The organism is Caballeronia telluris, assembly GCF_001544495.1.
Lineage (GTDB): Bacteria > Pseudomonadota > Gammaproteobacteria > Burkholderiales > Burkholderiaceae > Caballeronia > Caballeronia telluris.
Map to the genome: position 1 here is coordinate 166,780 of NZ_FCNZ02000013.1, position 19,057 is coordinate 185,836.

General features: G+C 64.7%; 18 protein-coding genes and 1 riboswitch. Of the genes, 11 read left to right on the forward strand and 7 right to left on the reverse strand.

Annotated features, from left to right (window positions below; genetic code table 11):
• Positions 1-224: 224 nt before the first annotated feature.
• On the forward strand, positions 225-1,718 hold the full coding sequence (locus AWB66_RS18360) for a DEAD/DEAH box helicase (protein ID WP_087631603.1): 1,494 nt from the start codon (positions 225-227) through the stop codon (positions 1,716-1,718).
• 49 nt (positions 1,719-1,767) lie between these two features.
• Here the strand turns inward: AWB66_RS18360 and AWB66_RS18365 are convergent, their stop codons facing one another.
• The 3 genes from AWB66_RS18365 to ggt all read right to left on the reverse strand — a co-directional run bounded on the left by AWB66_RS18365 (position 1,768) and on the right by ggt (position 5,235).
• A complete protein-coding gene (locus AWB66_RS18365) occupies positions 1,768-2,280 on the reverse strand; it encodes a hypothetical protein (protein ID WP_087631604.1) in 513 nt (170 codons plus the stop codon).
• 94 nt (positions 2,281-2,374) lie between these two features.
• A complete protein-coding gene (locus AWB66_RS18370; protein ID WP_087631647.1) occupies positions 2,375-3,202 on the reverse strand; it encodes a ferritin-like domain-containing protein in 828 nt (275 codons plus the stop codon).
• Positions 3,203-3,597: 395 nt separating this feature from the next.
• A complete protein-coding gene (gene ggt, locus AWB66_RS18375) occupies positions 3,598-5,235 on the reverse strand; it encodes a gamma-glutamyltransferase (RefSeq protein WP_087631605.1) in 1,638 nt (545 codons plus the stop codon).
• A 253-nt stretch (positions 5,236-5,488) separates the two neighbouring features.
• On the opposite strand from ggt, the gene AWB66_RS18380 reads away from it, so the two are divergent.
• Positions 5,489-6,268, forward strand: a complete 780-nt coding sequence (locus AWB66_RS18380) for a DeoR/GlpR family DNA-binding transcription regulator (RefSeq protein ID WP_062632611.1) — start codon at positions 5,489-5,491, stop codon at positions 6,266-6,268.
• A gap of 306 nt (positions 6,269-6,574) precedes the next feature.
• Positions 6,575-6,772 carry a hypothetical protein gene (locus AWB66_RS18385; protein ID WP_062632610.1) on the forward strand — a complete coding sequence of 66 codons (198 nt, stop codon included), beginning with the start codon at positions 6,575-6,577 and terminating at the stop codon, positions 6,770-6,772.
• Between the two features lie 74 nt (positions 6,773-6,846).
• Here AWB66_RS18385 and AWB66_RS18390 read toward each other — a convergent pair whose 3' ends face one another.
• Positions 6,847-7,227, reverse strand: a complete 381-nt coding sequence (locus tag AWB66_RS18390) for a hypothetical protein (protein WP_087631648.1) — start codon at positions 7,225-7,227, stop codon at positions 6,847-6,849.
• A 224-nt stretch (positions 7,228-7,451) separates the two neighbouring features.
• Here AWB66_RS18390 and glpD point away from each other — a divergent pair, with 224 nt between their 5' ends.
• The 3 genes from glpD to ribB all read left to right on the forward strand — a co-directional run bounded on the left by glpD (position 7,452) and on the right by ribB (position 11,703).
• Positions 7,452-9,008, forward strand: a complete 1,557-nt coding sequence (glpD, locus tag AWB66_RS18395) for a glycerol-3-phosphate dehydrogenase (protein WP_087631606.1) — start codon at positions 7,452-7,454, stop codon at positions 9,006-9,008.
• A gap of 50 nt (positions 9,009-9,058) precedes the next feature.
• Positions 9,059-10,555 carry a glycerol kinase GlpK gene (gene glpK, locus AWB66_RS18400; RefSeq protein WP_087631649.1) on the forward strand — a complete coding sequence of 499 codons (1,497 nt, stop codon included), beginning with the start codon at positions 9,059-9,061 and terminating at the stop codon, positions 10,553-10,555.
• Between the two features lie 99 nt (positions 10,556-10,654).
• A riboswitch (FMN riboswitch) is annotated at positions 10,655-10,815 on the forward strand.
• Positions 10,816-10,962: 147 nt separating this feature from the next.
• Positions 10,963-11,703, forward strand: a complete 741-nt coding sequence (ribB, locus tag AWB66_RS18405) for a 3,4-dihydroxy-2-butanone-4-phosphate synthase (RefSeq protein WP_407642291.1) — start codon at positions 10,963-10,965, stop codon at positions 11,701-11,703.
• Here the strand turns inward: ribB and AWB66_RS18410 are convergent.
• From AWB66_RS18410 to AWB66_RS18420, 3 genes are read right to left on the reverse strand one after another with little or no spacing between them, the layout of a single operon-like run.
• Complete coding sequence (locus AWB66_RS18410) at positions 11,700-12,386, reverse strand: HAD family hydrolase (protein WP_087631607.1); 687 nt, start codon at positions 12,384-12,386, stop codon at positions 11,700-11,702. The genes ribB and AWB66_RS18410 overlap by 4 nt on opposite strands.
• A 57-nt stretch (positions 12,387-12,443) precedes the next feature.
• Complete coding sequence (locus AWB66_RS18415) at positions 12,444-13,619, reverse strand: MFS transporter (RefSeq protein ID WP_087631608.1); 1,176 nt, start codon at positions 13,617-13,619, stop codon at positions 12,444-12,446.
• A gap of 1 nt (position 13,620) precedes the next feature.
• Positions 13,621-14,013 (reverse strand): VOC family protein, encoded by a 393-nt coding sequence (locus tag AWB66_RS18420; RefSeq protein WP_087631609.1) that lies wholly within the window; start codon positions 14,011-14,013, stop codon positions 13,621-13,623.
• 142 nt (positions 14,014-14,155) lie between these two features.
• On the opposite strand from AWB66_RS18420, the gene AWB66_RS18425 reads away from it, so the two are divergent.
• From AWB66_RS18425 to AWB66_RS18445, 5 genes are all read left to right on the forward strand, one after another.
• Entirely contained in the window at positions 14,156-15,142 is a 987-nt protein-coding gene (locus AWB66_RS18425; RefSeq protein ID WP_087631651.1) for a LysR family transcriptional regulator, read from the forward strand.
• Between the two features lie 72 nt (positions 15,143-15,214).
• Complete coding sequence (miaB, locus tag AWB66_RS18430; protein ID WP_087631610.1) at positions 15,215-16,576, forward strand: tRNA (N6-isopentenyl adenosine(37)-C2)-methylthiotransferase MiaB; 1,362 nt, start codon at positions 15,215-15,217, stop codon at positions 16,574-16,576.
• Positions 16,577-16,607: 31 nt separating this feature from the next.
• The gene (locus tag AWB66_RS18435; protein ID WP_087631611.1) at positions 16,608-17,717 is read left to right on the forward strand and encodes a PhoH family protein; all 1,110 of its coding nucleotides are present in this window, start codon (positions 16,608-16,610) and stop codon (positions 17,715-17,717) included.
• A 22-nt stretch (positions 17,718-17,739) separates the two neighbouring features.
• Complete coding sequence (ybeY, locus tag AWB66_RS18440; RefSeq protein ID WP_087631612.1) at positions 17,740-18,210, forward strand: rRNA maturation RNase YbeY; 471 nt, start codon at positions 17,740-17,742, stop codon at positions 18,208-18,210.
• Between the two features lie 16 nt (positions 18,211-18,226).
• Complete coding sequence (locus AWB66_RS18445; protein ID WP_200819012.1) at positions 18,227-18,901, forward strand: gamma-glutamylcyclotransferase; 675 nt, start codon at positions 18,227-18,229, stop codon at positions 18,899-18,901.
• Positions 18,902-19,057 lie beyond the last annotated feature (156 nt).

Sequence of the window (19,057 nt, forward strand, 5' to 3'; positions counted from 1 at the left end):
ACGCTCGTCAAGCGAGCTGGATGCAACTTAACGCCAGTCGACGTGTCTTGATAGCGCGCCGAACTTCGCGGCATCTTCGATGCGCCCGGCAGCGCGAACGCGCGCCGGACGCCATGCCGCCCGATTTCCTCGATCGTCGCCCGCGCGCTGAAGTCAGCGCACAGGCCGCATTGGCGGCCATGAAGCGTCAGCGCCGGTCGTCATACCGAAAGTGCGAACACTCTATGTCTTTTGATTCTCTCGGCTTGTCCGAACCCCTGCTGCGTGCCGTCAACGAACTTGGCTACACCAGCCCCACGCCGATCCAGCTCCAGGCAATTCCGGCCGTCCTGAACGGCGGCGACCTGCTCGCCGGCGCGCAAACCGGCACCGGCAAGACCGCCGGCTTCACGCTGCCGATCCTGCAGCGTCTCTCGCAGATGTCGCCGGCGCCCGCAGGCGCCAAGCGCCATGTCCGCGCGCTGATCCTCACGCCGACGCGCGAACTCGCCGCACAGGTCGAGGAAAGCGTGCGCGCGTATGGCAAATACCTGAAGCTGAAGTCGACCGTGATGTTTGGCGGCGTCGGCATCAATCCGCAAATCGATGCGTTGAAGCGCGGCATCGACATCGTCGTCGCGACGCCCGGGCGCCTGCTCGATCACATGCAGCAGAAGACCATCGACTTGTCGCATATCGAGATTCTCGTGCTCGACGAAGCCGACCGCATGCTCGACATGGGCTTCATCCACGACATCAAGCGCGTGCTCGCGAAGCTGCCGCCGAAGCGCCAGAACCTGCTGTTCTCGGCCACCTTTTCCGACGAGATCAAGACGCTCGCCGACAACCTCCTTGACTCGCCCGCGCTGATCGAAGTCGCGCGGCGCAACACGACGGCCGAGACGGTTGCGCAAAAGATCCACCCCGTCGATCGCGACAAGAAGCGTGAAATGCTCACGCACCTGATCAAGCGTCACAACTGGTTCCAGGTGCTCGTCTTCACGCGCACGAAGCACGGCGCGAACCGCCTTGCCGAGCAGCTCGGCAAGGACGGCATCAGCGCGCTCGCGATTCACGGCAACAAGAGCCAGTCGGCGCGCACGCGCGCGCTCGCCGAGTTTAAGGACCAGACGTTGCAGGTGCTCGTCGCGACCGATATCGCCGCGCGCGGCATCGACATCGACCAGCTTCCGCATGTCGTGAATTACGATTTGCCGAACGTGCCGGAAGACTACGTGCACCGCATCGGCCGCACGGGCCGCGCGGGCGCGACGGGCGAAGCGGTGTCGCTGGTTTGCGTCGACGAGCATCAATTGCTGAAGGATATCGAGCGGCTCATCAAGCGTCCGATCCCGCAGGAAGTGATCGAAGGCTTCGAACCGGACCCGAACGCGAAGGCCGAGCCGATCCAGCGACGCAGCCAGGGCGGTGGCGGCGGCGGCCAGCGCTCGCCGCGTCAGGGACAAGGCGCGCCGCGACGCGACGGCGCAGGCGGCAACGGCGGTGCGAAGCCGGCGGGCGCCAAGCCCGCGGGCGGCAATAACAATGGCTCGCGCTCGTCGCAAAAACCCGCAGCGGCGAAGCCCAACGGCAAGACCGACGCGCCGCGCGCGGCGCATTCGAACGGTCAGCGCAACGGACTGTCTCCGAATCCGGGTTCGCTGCTCGGCGGCAAGCCGCGCAGCGAAGGCGGCAACGGCCGCCGCGACACGCCGCGCTCGGGCCAGCGCGGGCGTTAAATCCGCGGCACGGCGGGCGCCGTTCGACGAACGAGCGCCCGCGCGTCTCTCAAGCGGCGGCGCTCGCCGCCCGCTTCAGCATCTCCACTTGCGCGCGCCAGCGCGTCATCACGGCCTCGCCGTCGTCCAGTTCGAAAACGATCCCGCTCGTCAGCCGCGCATAGCCGACGCGCTGCCACTCGCCTGTTTCGATGGTCGCGACGAAGCATGCGAGCGATGCGTCATCGAGCGGCACCGGACGCGCTTCCAGTTGAACCTGATAGAACGCTGCGTCGAAGACGAATGTAAGGGTCGCGCGGCGCGTCGATGCGATTGCCTGCGCCGCGCGCGACTTCGGCCAGAGCGCGAAGCTGAGCGTGCGCGTGTCGGGCGCGAACAGTTCGCCGAGGCTCAGGAGCGACGTGCGCACGCGCCCTGCTTCATCGACTGCGAGCAGCGACGCCGTAAATCCGCCCTTGGTCTCGATCGACGTGCCGTCGAAGAGCGAACGCAACTCGGGCGGCCATTCGTCGAACGCGCTCTGCTCGATGGGCCGCGAGCTGGCGGAATCGGAGTGGGTCATGGACGTTGTCTTCCGATGGTTGAAAAAAACGAAAGGCCCGCGGCAGCGGGCCTTTGCATTCGGCGACAAGCCGGCCGGCGCGGATGCGTCAAGCCTAGCGGAAGAACACGTGCTGGGTGATCTTCGCAAGCGGATAAAGCAGGCCCGGCTGGATGCGCGCGGGCAGGTCGAGCGGCTTCAGCAGCATCTTCACACACATGTCGGCCGACAAATTCCGTCGCACGAGCTTGTTCACATGCGACGACAGTTCGCGGTTGTACGCCGAATCGCGCACACGCTCCGGATAGCGGATCGCGAACACATGTCGCAGCGCGATTTCCGAATCTTCGTTCTTGAGTTCCAGCACGCGGCGCATCAGCGCGCCCAGCACGGCCATGCGCCCGTTGCCTTCAATCTTGTTGTACTTCTTGAAAAAGCGGAAAAAGTGCTTGTAATGGCGGACTTCGTCGGTACGGATGTTGTCGGTGATCTGCTTGAGCACCGGTTCGTCGGAACATTCGTTGATCGCACGATAGAGCGTCGCCGTGCCCGTCTCGACGACGCAGCGCGCCACCATCTCGAGCGCCCGCTTCTTTTCGAAATCCTCCATCGAACAGGTGAGCGAGTACTCCGCAAAAAAATTCTTGAATGCCGTGTCCCAGTCGAATTCGGGCCACACGTGATGAATGTAGGTCTTGAGCGCGCGCCCATGCTGCATCTCCTCGGGCTCCCACTCGTTATTGAGCCACGCGGAGATCTCCGGATCGTCGTTGAAATACTTGCTCAGGTTGCTCGTGTATAGATCCGTGCCGCTTTCGATGAACGAGCAGGCACACAGCAACAGCAGCAGATGCTCGTTCGACACCGCCTTGTGCCGGTCGATACGGCTCAAGTCGATGTCCTCGATTCGCCATGGCATTACATAAGTATGGTCAGTGTGCATGTAGCGCGCTCCCAAGCTGTACTGAACACGTCTCCGGTCATGAAGCCGGAGGTTCAGGTAAGCCGCGAACGGTTCGGTCGCAGCGTCTTCGAAATGCTTCATCGGCCGGTAAGTCGGCCGATGAGCAGGCAATTGACGGCGTTACTTTTCCATCTTAGCCGTCCTGCAACGAACTTGCAGACTACTCACAGACTCGCGAAATGCAGGCACAGTTCCTAATGCCGGCGCTCTGATGAGCACGATTCATTCCCCAGCCACGTTTTTTAGACAAATACGGCCGAACTGAAACAGCATTCTGTAAAGGTCGAAAGCGGTCCGTAGACCGCCCCTTATGAGCACCGCAGGAATTGTCCGACTAGTGACCGGGCGCAGCTTGTCGCCGGTCAAATCGATGATCAGAATCCGGCAGCAAGCCCGTCGCGCCGGCTGTCGCTTGCCGCGACATAACCGCGCTCCGGATCGTTGCGGTCGAGCTTCCAGATGTATTGCCCCGAGCCGAAGTCCATGTAGGGATCGTCGACCGACTTAATCGTGTGGCCGAGCCCTTCGAGCGCACGCGCCGTTTCGGCGGAGAGCGTCGACTCGATGTCGATGGTGAAGTCGTGATTCACCTTCCAGCGCGGCGCATCGCAGGCGGCCTGCGGCTGCTGGCCGTAGTCGAGCATCCGCACGATCGACTGCAAATGGCCCTGCGGCTGCATGTCCCCGCCCATGACGCCGAAGCTCATCACTGCCTCGTGTTTGCCGTCGACCTCCTGCGTGAGAAACGCGGGGATGATCGTGTGGAACGGCCGCTTGCCGCCTTCGACGACGTTCGCCGATTTCGGATCCATCGAGAATCCGCAGCCGCGATTCTGCAGCGCGATGCCCGTGTCCGGTACGACCACGCCCGAGCCGAAGCCCATGTAATTGGACTGGATGAAGCTCACCATCATGCCGCGCTCGTCCGCGACCGACATGTAGATCGTGCCGCCCGCCTTGGGCATGCCGAAGTTGAATTGCGTGGCCTTCTTCGGATCGATCAGCTTCGCGCGTTCGGTCAGATAGGCGTCGTCGAGCATCTGCTCGGGCGTCACTTCCATCGAGCGCGGATCGGCGACATAGCGATACACGTCGGCAAATGCGAGCTTCATCGCCTCGATCTGCAGATGCTGCGACTCGATGCGATCGACGGTGAGCGCGTTGACGTCGAACTTGTCGAGGATGCCGAGCGCGATCAGCGCGGCGATGCCCTGTCCGTTCGGCGGGATCTCGTGCACGGTGTGGCCGCGATAGTCCTTGCTGATCGGCTCGACCCAGTCGGCCTGGTAGTTGCGCAGATCCGTGGCCGTCAGCGCGGCGCCGCCTTCCTTCGCATACGCCGCGATGCGCTCGGCGATCTCGCCTTCATAGAACGCGCGCGGGCCTTGCTCTGCCAGCTTGCGCAGTGTCTTCGCGTGGCCCGGAAAGCGGACCAGTTCACTGATGTCGGGTGCGCGGCCGCGCGGCATGAAAACGTCGGCGAAACCCGGCTGGTCCTTCAGTTCCGGCACCGCCGCCGCCCATTTGTACGCCACGATGCTCGCCACGGCGTGCCCGCGCTCGGCAATCTCGATGGCCGGTTCCATCAGGTCGCCGAAAGGCAGCGAGCCGAATTTCGCGTGCAGCGCTTCCCAGCCCGCGATCACGCCGGGCACGGTGACCGTGTCCCAGCCGCGCTTTGGCTGCTTCGCGAGGCCGTTCTCCTCACCGTACTTGCGTTTGAAGTAGTCGACGTTCCACGCCGCCGGCGACACGCCCGATGCATTCAAACCGTGCAGCTTCGCGCCGTCCCAGACGAGTGCGAACGCATCGCCGCCCAAACCGCACGATACCGGCTCGACGACGGTGATCGCGGCCGCGGCGGCGATTGCGGCATCGACGGCATTGCCGCCCTTCCACAACATGCGCAGACCGACTTGCGCAGCGAGCGGATGCGAAGTGGAAACGATGTTGCGGGCGAAGACGGGCAGACGCGGCGTCGGATACGGGTTTTGCCAGTTGAAGCGGGTCATGGGATTCCAGTTCGGGTGCGGCTGGCGCGCCGGGAGCGCCGGGACGGCCGGCGGCGGCTCGCGTGGTTTTCAAAAACAACGAAACGCATGAAAGCCGGGCGTTCCATCGCGAACGCTTGCGAAAAACAACATCAAATTAATGAAGCCCTCACATCAGTCTACCTCGCCGCATAGGTCTGTCGTTCGTTCGAACATTTCCAACTTACAATAGGGCTAACAAAACGATGCGCGCCGCTCGCAAAAGAACATCGCCATGACACGAGACCCCCGCCTCACCTTGAACGCACGACAGCAGGAACTGCTCGACTGGGTGCAACGCGACGGCTTCGTGACCGTCGACGATCTCGCCGCGCATTTCGAGGTGACGCCGCAAACCATCCGGCGCGACGTCAACTGGCTCTCCGACATGAACCTGCTGCGCCGCTACCACGGCGGCGCGAGCCTGCCGACCAGTTCGGAGAACGTCTCGTACACCGCGCGCCAGCGCATGTTCCACGACGAAAAGCGACGCATCGCGGCGCTCGTCGCCACGCATATTCCCGACCAGGCCTCGCTTTTCATCAACCTCGGCACCACCACCGAAGAAGTCGCGCGGGCGCTGAACCGGCACCGCGGGCTGCGCGTCATCACGAACAACCTGAACGTGGCAAGCATGATGGGCGGCTATCCCGATTGCGAAGTGCTCGTCACTGGCGGCATCGTGCGGCCGTGGGACAAGGGCATTGTCGGCGAACTGGCGATTGATTTCATTCGTCAATTCAAGGTCGACTTCGCGATCATCGGCACCTCGAGCATCGAGGAAGACGGCACGCTGCGCGACTTCGACACGCGCGAAGTGCGCGTCGCCGAGGCGATCATCCAGCACGCGCGCACCGTCTTTCTGGCGGCCGATCACTCAAAATTCGGCCGTCCAGCGCTCGTGCGGCTCGGCCATCTGAACCAGATCCACGCGCTCTTCACCGACGCACCGACGCCGCCCGAAATGGCCGATGCACTCGCGGCCGCCAGCACGCAGGTCTACATCGCCGATTAGCCCCGCCCGGAAGCCGCGTTGCTGTGTGCAGTGCGGCGCGAAGTTCAAGTGAATTCTCCGAACTCGCTTCTTCGACGGACCGCTTTCGCGTCCAAGAAAAGTCAAACCCAATATTTTCCGCAACCGTTTGGCACTCGTCAGACACTTTCCCTACAATCCAGATTCCCGGCACCCGCAGCCTCAAAAAAGCCTGAAGAACACTGCGTCTGCCCGGCTATTGCAGTTCCCCCACGCAACGTTGCGAGCCTTGAGCGCCGGCCTTAGCCGGTCACTTATGTGCCGTTCTGTCGTCATGGAGAACACGAGATGCTGAGTCCGCACGAATTTGCCACGCTGCTGCTAGTTCAGGAAGCTCCGAATCAAGTCGAAATGGCGCGCGAAGAACTCGACGCCCTGCTCGAACGTCAACTCGTCCAGCTCGAAAACCTCGCGTCCGGACGACAACAATGGCGCCTCACGGCCTCAGGCGACTCGACGATGAAGGCGTTCAAGCGGTTCTCATAGCGCGCTTCTGCTTTGCTTTTTCCCTGTTGAAAGCTCGCGCCCGGCTTCGCCGCCGCGCGCGGGTTCATTCCCGATCATCCTGCCCGCAACGTCGGATCGACGGCTGCACGCCAGCTCAATGCCTGCGCGCGCTGGTCGAGGAAAAAGCTCGCCCATGCATTCTGTGCCTGCGGGCCAGGGTTGGCCGCATAGGCGGCGTGCCGCTCCGCGATCGCGCCCTGGAACGCGCAGAAGCGCTCCTTCGAAAGCCCGTTGCGCCTGAACGCGACGTAGGCGTCGAAGAACGCCGAATAGACGTCCTGCGCGTCGGGACCGTAGTCCGCCGACGCGCTTCCACAGATCTCCTGCAACGCACTGAACGACGGCGCGCCCGGCGTGCCGCTCAGGCTCGGCGTGCCCACGCAACCCGCGAGCAATAGCGCGCCCGCCGCGCCCACGCAAAACAGCTTTCGCATCGCATCCACCTTTTGGTTTTCCCTCGACGCCCAAGTATCGGCCGGAGCGCGTATTCGCGCCACTCGGCCAGATGGCGTACGCACAAATGACGAAGCGTTCCGGCATCGGCGAAAACACCTAGCCCATTCGGCCGACTTTACTTTTTCGTTTATGTTCGTTAGATTTCGAATTCGAACATTACAGGTTCGTCAGATTTTCCTTTGGCGGACGGGAGAGGACCAACGTGGCGCAGCGCGGACAGTACGACTTGCTCGTGGTGGGAGGCGGCATCAACGGTGCGGGCATCGCGCGCGACGCGGCCGGCCGCGGCCTGTCCGTGCTGCTGTGCGAAAAGGACGACCTCGCTTCGCACACGTCGTCGTCGAGCACGAAGCTCATTCACGGCGGGCTGCGTTATCTGGAATACGGCGAGTTCAAGCTCGTGCGCAAGGCGTTGCAGGAGCGCGAGGTGTTGCTGCACGCCGCGCCGCACATCATGTGGCCGCTGCGCTTCGTCATGCCGCACATGCCGAACCTGCGCCCCGCCTGGATGATCCGCGCGGGCCTTTTTCTCTACGATCACCTCGCGCGGCGCGAATTGCTGCCCGGTTCGCGGGGCATCGACATGCGCCGGCATCCGGCAGGCGAGCCGCTCGTCGATTCGATCCGGCGCGGCTTCGTCTACTCCGACGGCTGGGTCGACGACGCACGCCTCGTTGCGCTCAACGCGCTCGACGCGCACGAGCGCGGCGCGACCGTCCTGACGCGCACGCGGCTCGTCGGCGCCGAGCGCTCGGAGGGCGAATGGCACGCGACGCTCGAAGGGCCGGCCGGCGAGCGCATCGACGTGCACGCCCGCGCCATCGCCAACGCGGCGGGTCCGTGGGTCGGCGACCTGCTCAAGGGCGCGCTCGGCAACACGAGAACACGGCACAGCGTGCGGCTCGTGAAAGGCAGCCACATCGTGACGAAGCGTCTGTTCTCGCACGACCACGCGTACATCTTCCAGAACCCCGACAAGCGGATCATCTTCGCGATTCCGTATGAGGCCGACTACACGCTGATCGGCACGACCGATATCGAATACGGCGGCGACGCATCGAAGGTCGAAATCGGCGCCGACGAAATCCGCTATCTCTGCGATTCGATCAACCGCTATTTCAAGCATCACATCTCGCCGGAAGACGTCTGCTGGAGCTACTCCGGCGTGCGGCCGCTCCTCGAAGACGAGACAGCGGAGAACGCATCGGCGGTCACGCGCGACTATCTGCTGGAACTCGACGCCGGCGGCGCTCCGCTCCTGTCCGTTTTCGGCGGCAAGATCACGACCTTCCGCAAGCTCGCGGAAGAGGCCGTCGACAAGCTCGCCGACGCGTTGCAGTCACCCGCGCGCACGTGGACCGAAGGCGTGCCGCTGCCGGGCGGCGATTTCGCGGATGCCGACTTCGAGCGCTTTCTTCGCGAATTCCAACAGCATCATCCGTGGCTTCCTCCCGCGCTCGCGCGCCGCTATGCGCGCGCGTACGGCACGCGTGCGGCGCGGGTGATCGGCGCGGCGCGCTCCGTCGAAGAACTCGGCGAAGCGTTCGCGCCCGGTCTCTACGAAGCTGAACTGCGCTACCTGCGCGACAACGAATGGGCGTTGCGCGCCGAGGACGTGCTGTGGCGCCGCTCGAAGCTCGGGTTGCATATCGGCCGCGCGTCGCTCGACGAAGTGAGCCAGCGCATCGACCGCTGGCTCGCGAGCGCGACCCCGACTGCGCCGTCATTGCGCGCGGCATCGCGGCTACACTCGCCTTGAAGGCATCGAACGAAGAACAAAGCGTCCTTAAAAAACCAGTGGAGAAGACCATGCAGGATCAGTACGTCCTCGCGCTCGACCAGGGCACGACGAGTTCCCGCGCCATGCTGTTCGACCGCAACGGCAACGTCGTGTCGATGGCGCAGAAGGAATTCCAGCAGATCTATCCGCAGCCCGGCTGGGTCGAACACGATCCGCAGGAAATCTGGTCGACGCAGGCGGGCGTCGCGGCCGAAGCGGTCACGCGCGCGGGGCTGAACGGCACGTCGATTGCCGCGATCGGCATCACGAACCAGCGCGAGACGACCATCGTCTGGGACCGCGACACCGGCCATCCGATCTACAACGCGATCGTCTGGCAGGACCGGCGCACCGCGGAATTCTGCGACGAGTTGAAAGCGCAGGGACTCGAAGAAACAGTCCGCGCGAAAACCGGCTTGCCGATCGATTCGTATTTCTCGGCCACCAAGATCCGCTGGATTCTCGATAACGTCGACGGCGCGCGCGAGAAGGCGCGGCAGGGACGCCTCGCGTTCGGCACCGTCGACAGTTGGCTCGTGTGGAATTTCACGCGGCACGAACTGCACATCACCGACGTCACCAACGCGTCGCGCACGATGCTGTTCAACATCCACACGCTGCAATGGGACGACGAACTGCTCGACGCGCTCGACATTCCGCGCAGCATGCTGCCCGAGGTGAGAGCGTCGTCGGAAATCTACGGACCGACCAAAACCACCGTGTTCGCGTCGAAAATCGCGCTCGGCGGGATCGCCGGCGACCAGCACGCCGCCCTCTTCGGCCAGATGTGCACGGAACCCGGCATGGTGAAGAACACCTACGGCACCGGCTGCTTCCTGGTTATGAACACCGGCGACAAGCCGATCGAATCGCGCAACAACCTCGTCACGACAATCGCCTGGCAGATCGGCGGCCAGATCAACTATGCGCTGGAGGGGAGCATCTTCATCGCGGGCGCGGTGGTGCAGTGGCTGCGCGACGGCCTCGGCCTCATCAAGAGCGCGAGCGAAATCGAAACGCTCGCGCGCGGCGTGCCGCATTGCGACGGCGTCTATCTCGTGCCGGCGTTCGCGGGCCTCGGCGCGCCTCACTGGAACGCGCGGGCGCGCGGCACTTTGTTCGGCGTGACGCGCGGCACGAGCGCGGGCCACATCGCGCGCGCGGCGCTCGATTCGATCGCGTATCAGTCGCTCGACGTGCTGAAGGCGATGGAAGCGGACTCGGGCGGCGGGATCGCGGAATTGCGCGTCGATGGCGGCGCATGCGCGAACAACCTGCTGATGCAGTTCCAGGCCGACATTCTCGGCGTCGATGTCGTGCGTCCGCAGGTCGCGGAAACGACCGCGCTCGGCGCGGCCTATCTCGCCGGGCTGGCGGTCGGTTACTGGAAGGACGTCGACGAACTGAAGCAGCAGTGGAAGCTCGAACGCCGCTTCACGCCGTCGATGCAAAAAGCGGACGTCGACGCGTGCCTCGCCGGCTGGCAGCGCGCGATCAACGCGGCGAAGGCGTGGGCGGACGCGTGATGTCGCTTTCCGGCAGATTCGCGGTCGCGCCGTGCTGCAACTTTCGCCGGTCTGTTGTATCCTGAAATCTCCGCTAGTTGCTTAATTAGCGGGAAATCAGTGCGTCTTCAGGGCGGGGCGAAATTCCCCACCGGCGGTATGTGCAAGGGCCGAAACGCCTTTCACGAGCCCGCGAGCGCCCGCCGGCAGGATCGGCGGGGTCAGCAGATCTGGTGCGAAGCCAGAGCCGACGGTCATAGTCCGGATGGAAGAAGATGTGCAGATGGTCATGTCCGTTCCCACGGTGACGGCGCGCGTTGCGTGCCGGACCAGACGGCGTCGTGCAAACGGCGCGGTCCGGGTGTCGTTATGCCTTTCTGCAATGCCCTGAAACGTTTTTCGCCCATTCCTTAGCGAGAGCGTTTCACATGTCCGTTTCTATTCAGAACCCGTCTTTTGCGGCACCGTCCGTCATCGCCGACGACTCCTTCGCCGATCTTTCCCTGCTCGCGTCCGTCGACGTTCCGCCACGCATCGCCGCCGCGCTGGAAGCCATGCGCGATGGCCGCGCCGTCGTGTTGCAAGACGATCACGACCGCGAGAACGAAGCCGATCTGATCGTCGCCGCTGAAAAAATCACCGATGCCACGATGGCGCTCCTGATCCGCGAATGCAGCGGGATCGTGTGCCTGTGCCTGCCCGACGAGACCGTGCGCGCGCTCGAACTCCCGCCGATGGCCGCCGCCAACGGCAGCCGCTACGGCACGGCGTTCACGGTGTCGATCGAAGCGTGCGACGGCGTGACGACGGGCGTCTCGGCGGCCGATCGCGTGACGACGATCCGCGCCGCCATCGCCGACGACGCAAAACCCGCCGACATCGTGCGCCCCGGTCACGTGTTTCCGCTGCGCGCGATGCCGGGCGGCGTGCTCGCGCGTCGCGGGCATACGGAAGGCACGGTCGACCTGGCGATCCTCGCCGGTTTGAAACCCGCCGGCGTGCTGTGCGAACTGATGAACGCCGACGGAACCATGACGCGCGGCGCACAGGTCGAACGCTTCGCGGCCGAGCACGGCCTGCCGATGCTGACGATCGCGGAACTGGTCGAATTCCGCGCGGCGCTGGCGGCCGCGCGGGAAGTCGTGGAGGAAGAAACCGTCCAGGCTTAAGACTGCACGCCGCGGAATTGGCCGCGCATGCCCGCCTCGACGAGTGCGGGCAAGTCGTCCATCGAATCGATGATGCGCGTGACGCCGCTCTCGCGCAGCACTTGCGCGTAGCCACCCGGAATGTGGCTCGCGCCGACGAACGCGATCGTCATCATGCCGGCGGCGCGCGCGGCCGTCAGTCCGGCGATGCTGTCCTCGATGACGAGACAGCGCTCCGGGGCCACGCCGAGCGTTTTCGCCGCGAACAGATAGACGTCGGGATAAGGCTTCGGCTTCGCGACCTGCTCGGCGCTGAAGAGGCGTTCCCCGACGATCTCGTCGAGTCCCGCGCGCCGCACCGACGCGCGCACGCGCTCCATCCCGCTGTTCGACACCACCGCCACCGGCAGGCTCACGCGTCGCAGCGCACGACACACGCCGGCGATCGGTCCGACCGAGCGCGCCAGCTCGAGGCTCACGCGCTCGCCGAGCGTATCGACGAAGCCGGCGGGCATCGCGATGCCGAACTTCGTTTCGAGATGCGTGAGGAAGCGCGAGGTCTGCTGGCCGAACGCCGTCTTCATCACCGGCTCGAAATCGACGCCGGGGAAGTTTTCGGTCAGCGCCTCCAGCATGACGCGATCGGCGATGACTTCGCTGTCGACGAGCACGCCGTCGCAGTCACAGATGAGATGGTCGATCATGATGGCTCGGTTACGTTGAGCCGACATCATAATCGGTCGACATCCGCCAGCCGACTCTCAGGCGTCGACAGCCTTCGCGCCGCTCACCACGGGCCGCGCGTCGAGCCGCGCCGCGTACCACGTCACCGCGAGCGCGACGATCGCGACCGCCGCCGCGACCCACGGCAGCGAATCGAGCGGGTGCCCGCGCTCCAGCACCACGCCGCCGAGCCACGCGCCGCCCGCATTGCCGACGTTGAACGCGCCGATATTGAGCGTCGAAGCGAGGTTCGGCGCGGCTTTCGCCTTCTCGACGACGCGCGTCTGCAGCGGCGGCACCGTCGCGAACGCCGCGATGCCCCACACGAAGACCGTCACGATGGTGCCGATCTGACTGTGGCTCGTCGTCGCGAAGACGGCCATCACGAGCGCGAGCGCGATCAGGATGCCCATCAGCGAAGGCATCAGCGCGCGGTCCGCGAGCTTGCCGCCGATCGTGTTGCCGATCGTCAGCCCGACGCCGAACAAGACGAGCACGAGCGTCACGCCGCGCGGCGAGAAGCCGCCGACCTGCTCCAGGATCGGCGCGATATAGGTGAACACGACGAACACGCCGCCGAAGCCGATCACGGTCATCGCGAGCGCGAGCCAGACCTGGCGGTCTTTCAGCACGCGCACTTCGTGGCCGAGACGGCTCGGACCGGCATCGTGCCGGTTGGGGACGAGCGCCGTCACGCCGAGCGCCGACAGCACGCCGAGCCCCGCGACGATCCAGAAGGTCGCGCGCCAGCCGAATTCCTGGCCGATGAAGGTCCCGAACGGCACGCCGAGCACGTTCGCGAGCGTGAGCCCGGTGAACATCAGCGCGATGGCGCTCGCACGCTTTTCCGCCGGCACGAGCGACGCCGCGACCACCGCGCCGATGCCGAAGAACGAACCGTGCGCGAAGGACGTCACCACGCGCGCGACCATCAGCAAGCCGTAGCCCGGCGCGACGGCGCACAGCACGTTGCCGACGATGAACACCGCCATCAGCAATTGCAGCGCGAGCTTGCGCGGCATCCGGCTCGTGAGCACCGCGAGCAGCGGCGCGCCGACGGCGACGCCGAGCGCGTAGCCCGTCACGAGCAAACCGGCCGACGGAATCGACACCGCGAGATCGCGGGCGACGTTGGGCAACAGCCCCATGATCACGAATTCGGTCGTGCCGATCGCGAATGCGCTGATCGCCAGCGCGAGAAGTGGAATGGGCATGTCAAATTCCTGTGGATGGTCGGGTGCGCGTCGTCACGAATTCCACGACGACAGCCGGCGCGAGCCGGACGAACAGTTGAAGCTCTCCCGTAATCGGGACTTCCGCGAGTTGATAGGCCGTGCCGTGGCGATGCAGGCGGTCGAGCAACGCTTCCCACGCTGTTTCGCCTTCGACACGCAGCGCCAGATGGTCGATGCGGGTCGCTGGCGGCTGAGCGCCGGAAGTCGCGCACGACGCGATCAGATGCACGACCGGCCGCCCGTCGAGATAAAGCCAGTACCCGCCGACGCCGAACGGCGGCCGCGTCCCGAGCGTCATTCCCGCGACGTCGACGAAAAAATCTTTCATCGCTTCGCAATCGGTCGCGACGATCGTCACGTGATCGAGTTGCATGGACATTTCTCCGGACAGTGATGCCTCGGGAAAACCCGAGGCACGAGCACAATGCGCGCATTCTGCGCGACGCGCATTGTTTTGATAATTGGCGTAGCATTTGAATCATTATCAAATCTGAATTGAGAATCTGCACATGGCGATGGACCGGCTCGGCGACATGCGCCTTTTCGTGGAAGCGGCGGCGCTCGGCAGCCTGTCGGCGGCGGGGCGCAAGCTCGGCTTGTCGCCTGCGGCGGCGAGCGCGCGTCTCATCAAGCTCGAAAAGTCGCTGCATGCGCGGCTTTTCGAGCGCACGACGCGCCAGTTGCGCGTCACCGACGAAGGGCGCCTCTATCTCCAGCATTGCCGCATCGCGCTGCAAGCTATCGACGACGCCGAAGCCGCGCTGCAAGCCGGCCAGAATCTCGTGCGCGGCAAGGTGCGCATTTCCGCGACGTCGGATTTCGGACGCTATCTGCTGCGCGGCTGGCTCGACGATTTCAACGCGCGCTATCCCGACGTGCGTTTCGCGCTGACGCTGTCCGATTCGGTGTCGAATCTGCTGCAAGAGGACATCGATCTCGCGATCCGCTTCGGCGCGCCGCCCGACAGCGGCCTCGCCTCGCGGCTGCTGGCACCGAACCGGCGCGTGCTGTGCGCGTCGCCCGACTATCTGGCGCGGCGCGGCACGCCCGCCGCGCCCGCCGATCTCGCAGGCCATCAGTTCGTGATCGGCGTCACGTCGACGGGGCCTTTGAACGAGCTGAACTTCGTGCGCGGCGACGAACGCGCGAGCTTCACGATGCCGGTCGAGGGGTCGTGGGAATCGAACGACGGCGCATTGACCCGCGCGTGGGCGCTGGCGGGCCACGGCATCGCGCACAAGTCGATCTGGGATATCGCCGCCGACGTGCGCGCCGGCACGCTCAAGATGCTGCTGCCCGACTGGTGCACGCACGAAGCGGCGGTTCACGCGCTGTTTCACGCGAACCGTTACATGGCGCCGCGCGTGCGCGTGTTGCTGGATTTTCTGGTCGAACGTTTCGCGACGGCGACCGCCGAGCTGCTCGGCGATCTCGCCTACCCGCCCGACGCCTGCGGCCGGCCGAAACGTAAGGAATCGGCGGGCGCTATAATAGCGGGCTAAATTAGAACAATAAGCGCCCCTTCAACCTCGATTACCGCGCCCCCAGGTTAACAACTGCGACCGGCGAAATTCATGACCAAGAAAGTTTATGTAAAAACCTTTGGCTGCCAGATGAACGAGTACGACTCCGACAAGATGGTCGACGTCCTCGGCGCAGCGGAAGGCCTCGTCAAGACGGACACGCCCGAAGACGCGGACGTCATTCTGTTCAACACCTGCTCGGTGCGCGAAAAGGCGCAGGAAAAAGTCTTCTCGGACTTGGGCCGCGTGCGCGAACTGAAGGAGGCGAACCCGAATCTGCTGATCGGCGTCGGCGGCTGTGTCGCAAGCCAGGAAGGCGCGTCGATCATCTCGCGCGCGCCCTACGTCGATCTCGTGTTCGGCCCGCAGACGTTGCATCGCCTGCCCGAGATGATCGACAAGCGTCGTTCGACCGGCCGCGCGCAAGTGGACATTTCCTTCCCCGAAATCGAAAAGTTCGACCACTTGCCGCCCGCGCGCGTCGAGGGTCCGAGCGCGTTCGTCTCGATCATGGAAGGCTGCAGCAAGTACTGCAGCTATTGCGTCGTGCCGTACACGCGCGGCGAGGAAGTGTCGCGCCCGCTGGATGACGTGCTGACCGAAATCGCCGGCCTCGCCGACCAGGGCGTGCGCGAAGTCACGCTGCTCGGCCAGAACGTGAACGCGTATCGCGGTCCGCTCACGTCCGGCTCGCACGACATTGCGGACTTTGCCACGCTGATCGAATACGTGGCCGACGTGCCGGGCATCGAGCGGATTCGCTACACGACGTCGCATCCGAAGGAATTCACGCAGCGCCTGATCGACACCTACGCGAAGGTGCCGAAGCTCGTTTCCCACCTGCATCTGCCGGTGCAGCACGGCTCCGACCGCATTCTGATGGCGATGAAGCGCGGCTACACGGTGCTCGAATACAAATCGGTGATCCGCAAGCTGCGGGCAATTCGCCCCGACCTGTCGCTGTCGACGGACATGATCGTCGGCTTTCCGGGCGAAACCGAGGAAGATTTTGCGAAGATGATGGCGCTCGTCGACGAGATGAGCTACGACACGAGTTTTTCGTTCATCTACAGCCCGCGCCCCGGCACGCCCGCCGCGAACCTGCACGACGACACGCCGCGCGAAGTGAAGCTCAAGCGGCTGCAACATTTGCAGGCGACCATCGAAGCGAACGTCACGAAAATCAGCAATTCGATGCTCGGCTCGGTGCAGCGTATTCTGGTGGAAGGCCCGTCGCGCAAGGACCCGACCGAACTCGCCGGCCGCACGGCAAACAACCGCGTGGTGAATTTCCCGGCGCCGGTGGCTTCGCACGCGCGGCTCGTCGGCCAGATGATCGACGTCGAGATCAATCACGCGTATCCGCACTCGCTGCGCGGCGCCTTGATCATGGCGCCTTCGACCACACATTGAGCAGCACCCAGACCGGACACCCACTTTCGCCTTGAAGACCGCTCCTCAGCAGCATCTGGAATTCACCGCACCGCGCGAAGACAACGCGCGGCTCGCCAACCTCTGCGGCCCGCTGGACGAAAACCTGCGGCAGATCGAGCAGGCGCTCGACGTGACGCTGTCGAGGCGCGGCCACAAGATCTCGATTCGCGGACGCGGCGCGAAAGTGGCGCTCGCGGCGCTCGAAAACTTCTACAACCGCGCGCGCGACCCGATTTCCGTCGACGACATCCAGCTCGCGCTGGTCGAGGCGCGCCATGCGCAGCGGCGCACGCGCGGGCCGAACAACGGCAATGGTCAGAACGATCAACCGGTCGATCCGCGTTTTCGCGGCGACCCGGATCATCCGTTCGACGAACCGAGCGCGACCATCGATCTCGATGAAACCGAAGATCCCGGCCCGAAGCTCTATACGCGGCGCGCCGACCTGCGCGGCCGCACGCCCGCGCAGCGCGAGTATCTGCGCCAGATCATCGCCCACGACCTGACCTTCGGCATCGGTCCGGCGGGCACGGGCAAGACCTATCTCGCGGTGGCGTGCGCGGTCGATGCGCTCGAACGCGATCAGGTGAAACGCATCGTGCTGACGCGTCCCGCCGTGGAAGCCGGCGAGCGGCTCGGCTTCTTGCCGGGCGATCTCGCGCAGAAAGTCGATCCATATCTGCGCCCCTTGTACGACGCGCTCTACGACCTGCTCGGCTTCGACAAGACCGCGAAGATGTTCGAGCGCCAGATGATCGAGATCGCGCCGCTCGCGTACATGCGCGGCCGCACGCTGAATCACGCGTTCATCATCCTCGACGAAGCGCAGAACACCACGCCCGAGCAGATGAAGATGTTCCTGACGCGGATCGGCTTCGGCTCGAAGGCGGTCGTCACCGGCGATACGACGCAGGTCGATCTGCCGCGCGGCCACAAGAGCGGGCTCGTCGAGGCGCAGCACGTACTGACCGACGTGCGCGGCATCGCGCTCACGCATTTCACGTCGGCCGACGTGGTGCGGCATCCGCTGGTCGCGCGCATCGTCGAGGCTTACGACGCGCAGACGCAGAAGGACGCCGCGCTCGCCGAGGCGGCGAAGTCGGCGCAACGCCCGGAATAGCGGGCCGCCCGATCATTCGCCCATGACACGCCCGCACAAACTCGCGCTGACGATGCAGTTCCCCGCCGCGAAGGCGTATCCGTCGCACAAGGCCGTCCTGCCGCGCGCGACGGTCGCGCGCTGGATCAAGGCGTCGCTCTTCGCCGACGCCGAGCTGACCATCCGCTTCGTCGGCGAAGACGAGGGACGCACGCTCAACCGCACGTATCGCCAGAAGGATTACGCGACCAACGTGCTCACCTTCGCCTACGCCGAATCGGAAGACGATCCGGTCGCGGGCGACCTCATCCTGTGCTGTCCCGTCGTCGAGAAGGAAGCCGCCGAGCAGGGCAAGCCGCTCGCCGCGCACTACGCGCATCTGATCGTGCATGGAACGCTGCATGCTCAAGGCTACGATCACGAGGACGACATCGAAGCCGCCGAAATGGAATCGATCGAGACCGACATCATGCGCGCGCTCGGCTTTTCCGATCCCTACGTTCCGATTCCCTGACGACGCCCGAGCCGCCGTGAAAGACGAGACGCCCGAAATCCAGTCGCTTGCGCCCACGTCGGCGCCCGTTCCGGCGGACTATCCGCCGAAGCTCGTCGACTCGCCGCTCCTCACCGACGAAGAACTCGCCGTGTCGCGCGAACATACGTTGAGGAACTGGGATGGGAAGTCCGATTTGTGGCTCTTCGGCTACGGATCGCTGATCTGGAACCCGGGGCTGCCGACCGTCGAAGCCGTGCGCAGCAAGGTACACGGCTATCATCGCGGGCTTTATCTGTGGTCGCGCGTGAATCGCGGCACGCCCGAGCAGCCCGGCCTCGTGCTCGCGCTCGATCGCGGCGGCTCGTGCACCGGTATCGCGTTCCGTCTCGACGGAGAAGGCGCGCAGGAACATCTCGAAGTGCTCTGGCGACGCGAAATGGCGATGGCGTCCTACCGGCCCGCATGGCTGCCGTGCACGCTCGCGGACGGCCGGCGCGTCGCGGCGCTCGCGTTCGTGATGCGGCGCGACGCCACGTCCTACACCGGCAAGCTCGCCGATCCGGTCGTGCGCACGGTGCTCGGCTGCGCGAGCGGCCGCTATGGCACGACTTTCGATTACGTGAGCCGCACGGTCGTCGCGCTGCGCGAGAGCGGCATGCCGGACCGCGCGCTCGAAGCGCTCCTGAAGCGCTGCCAATCGCAGGAATGAGATCCTTCCGACGTCATTCCTATGAACATTCCTATGACCTGAAAAGCGCACGCTCGTCCGTTCGGACAACGTGTTTTTCTCGACATACTTCCCGCACATTTATCAGTTAGCATGGTTGCCGAGATTCCAACGCCGCGTGCGCCGGGCCGTGCAGCC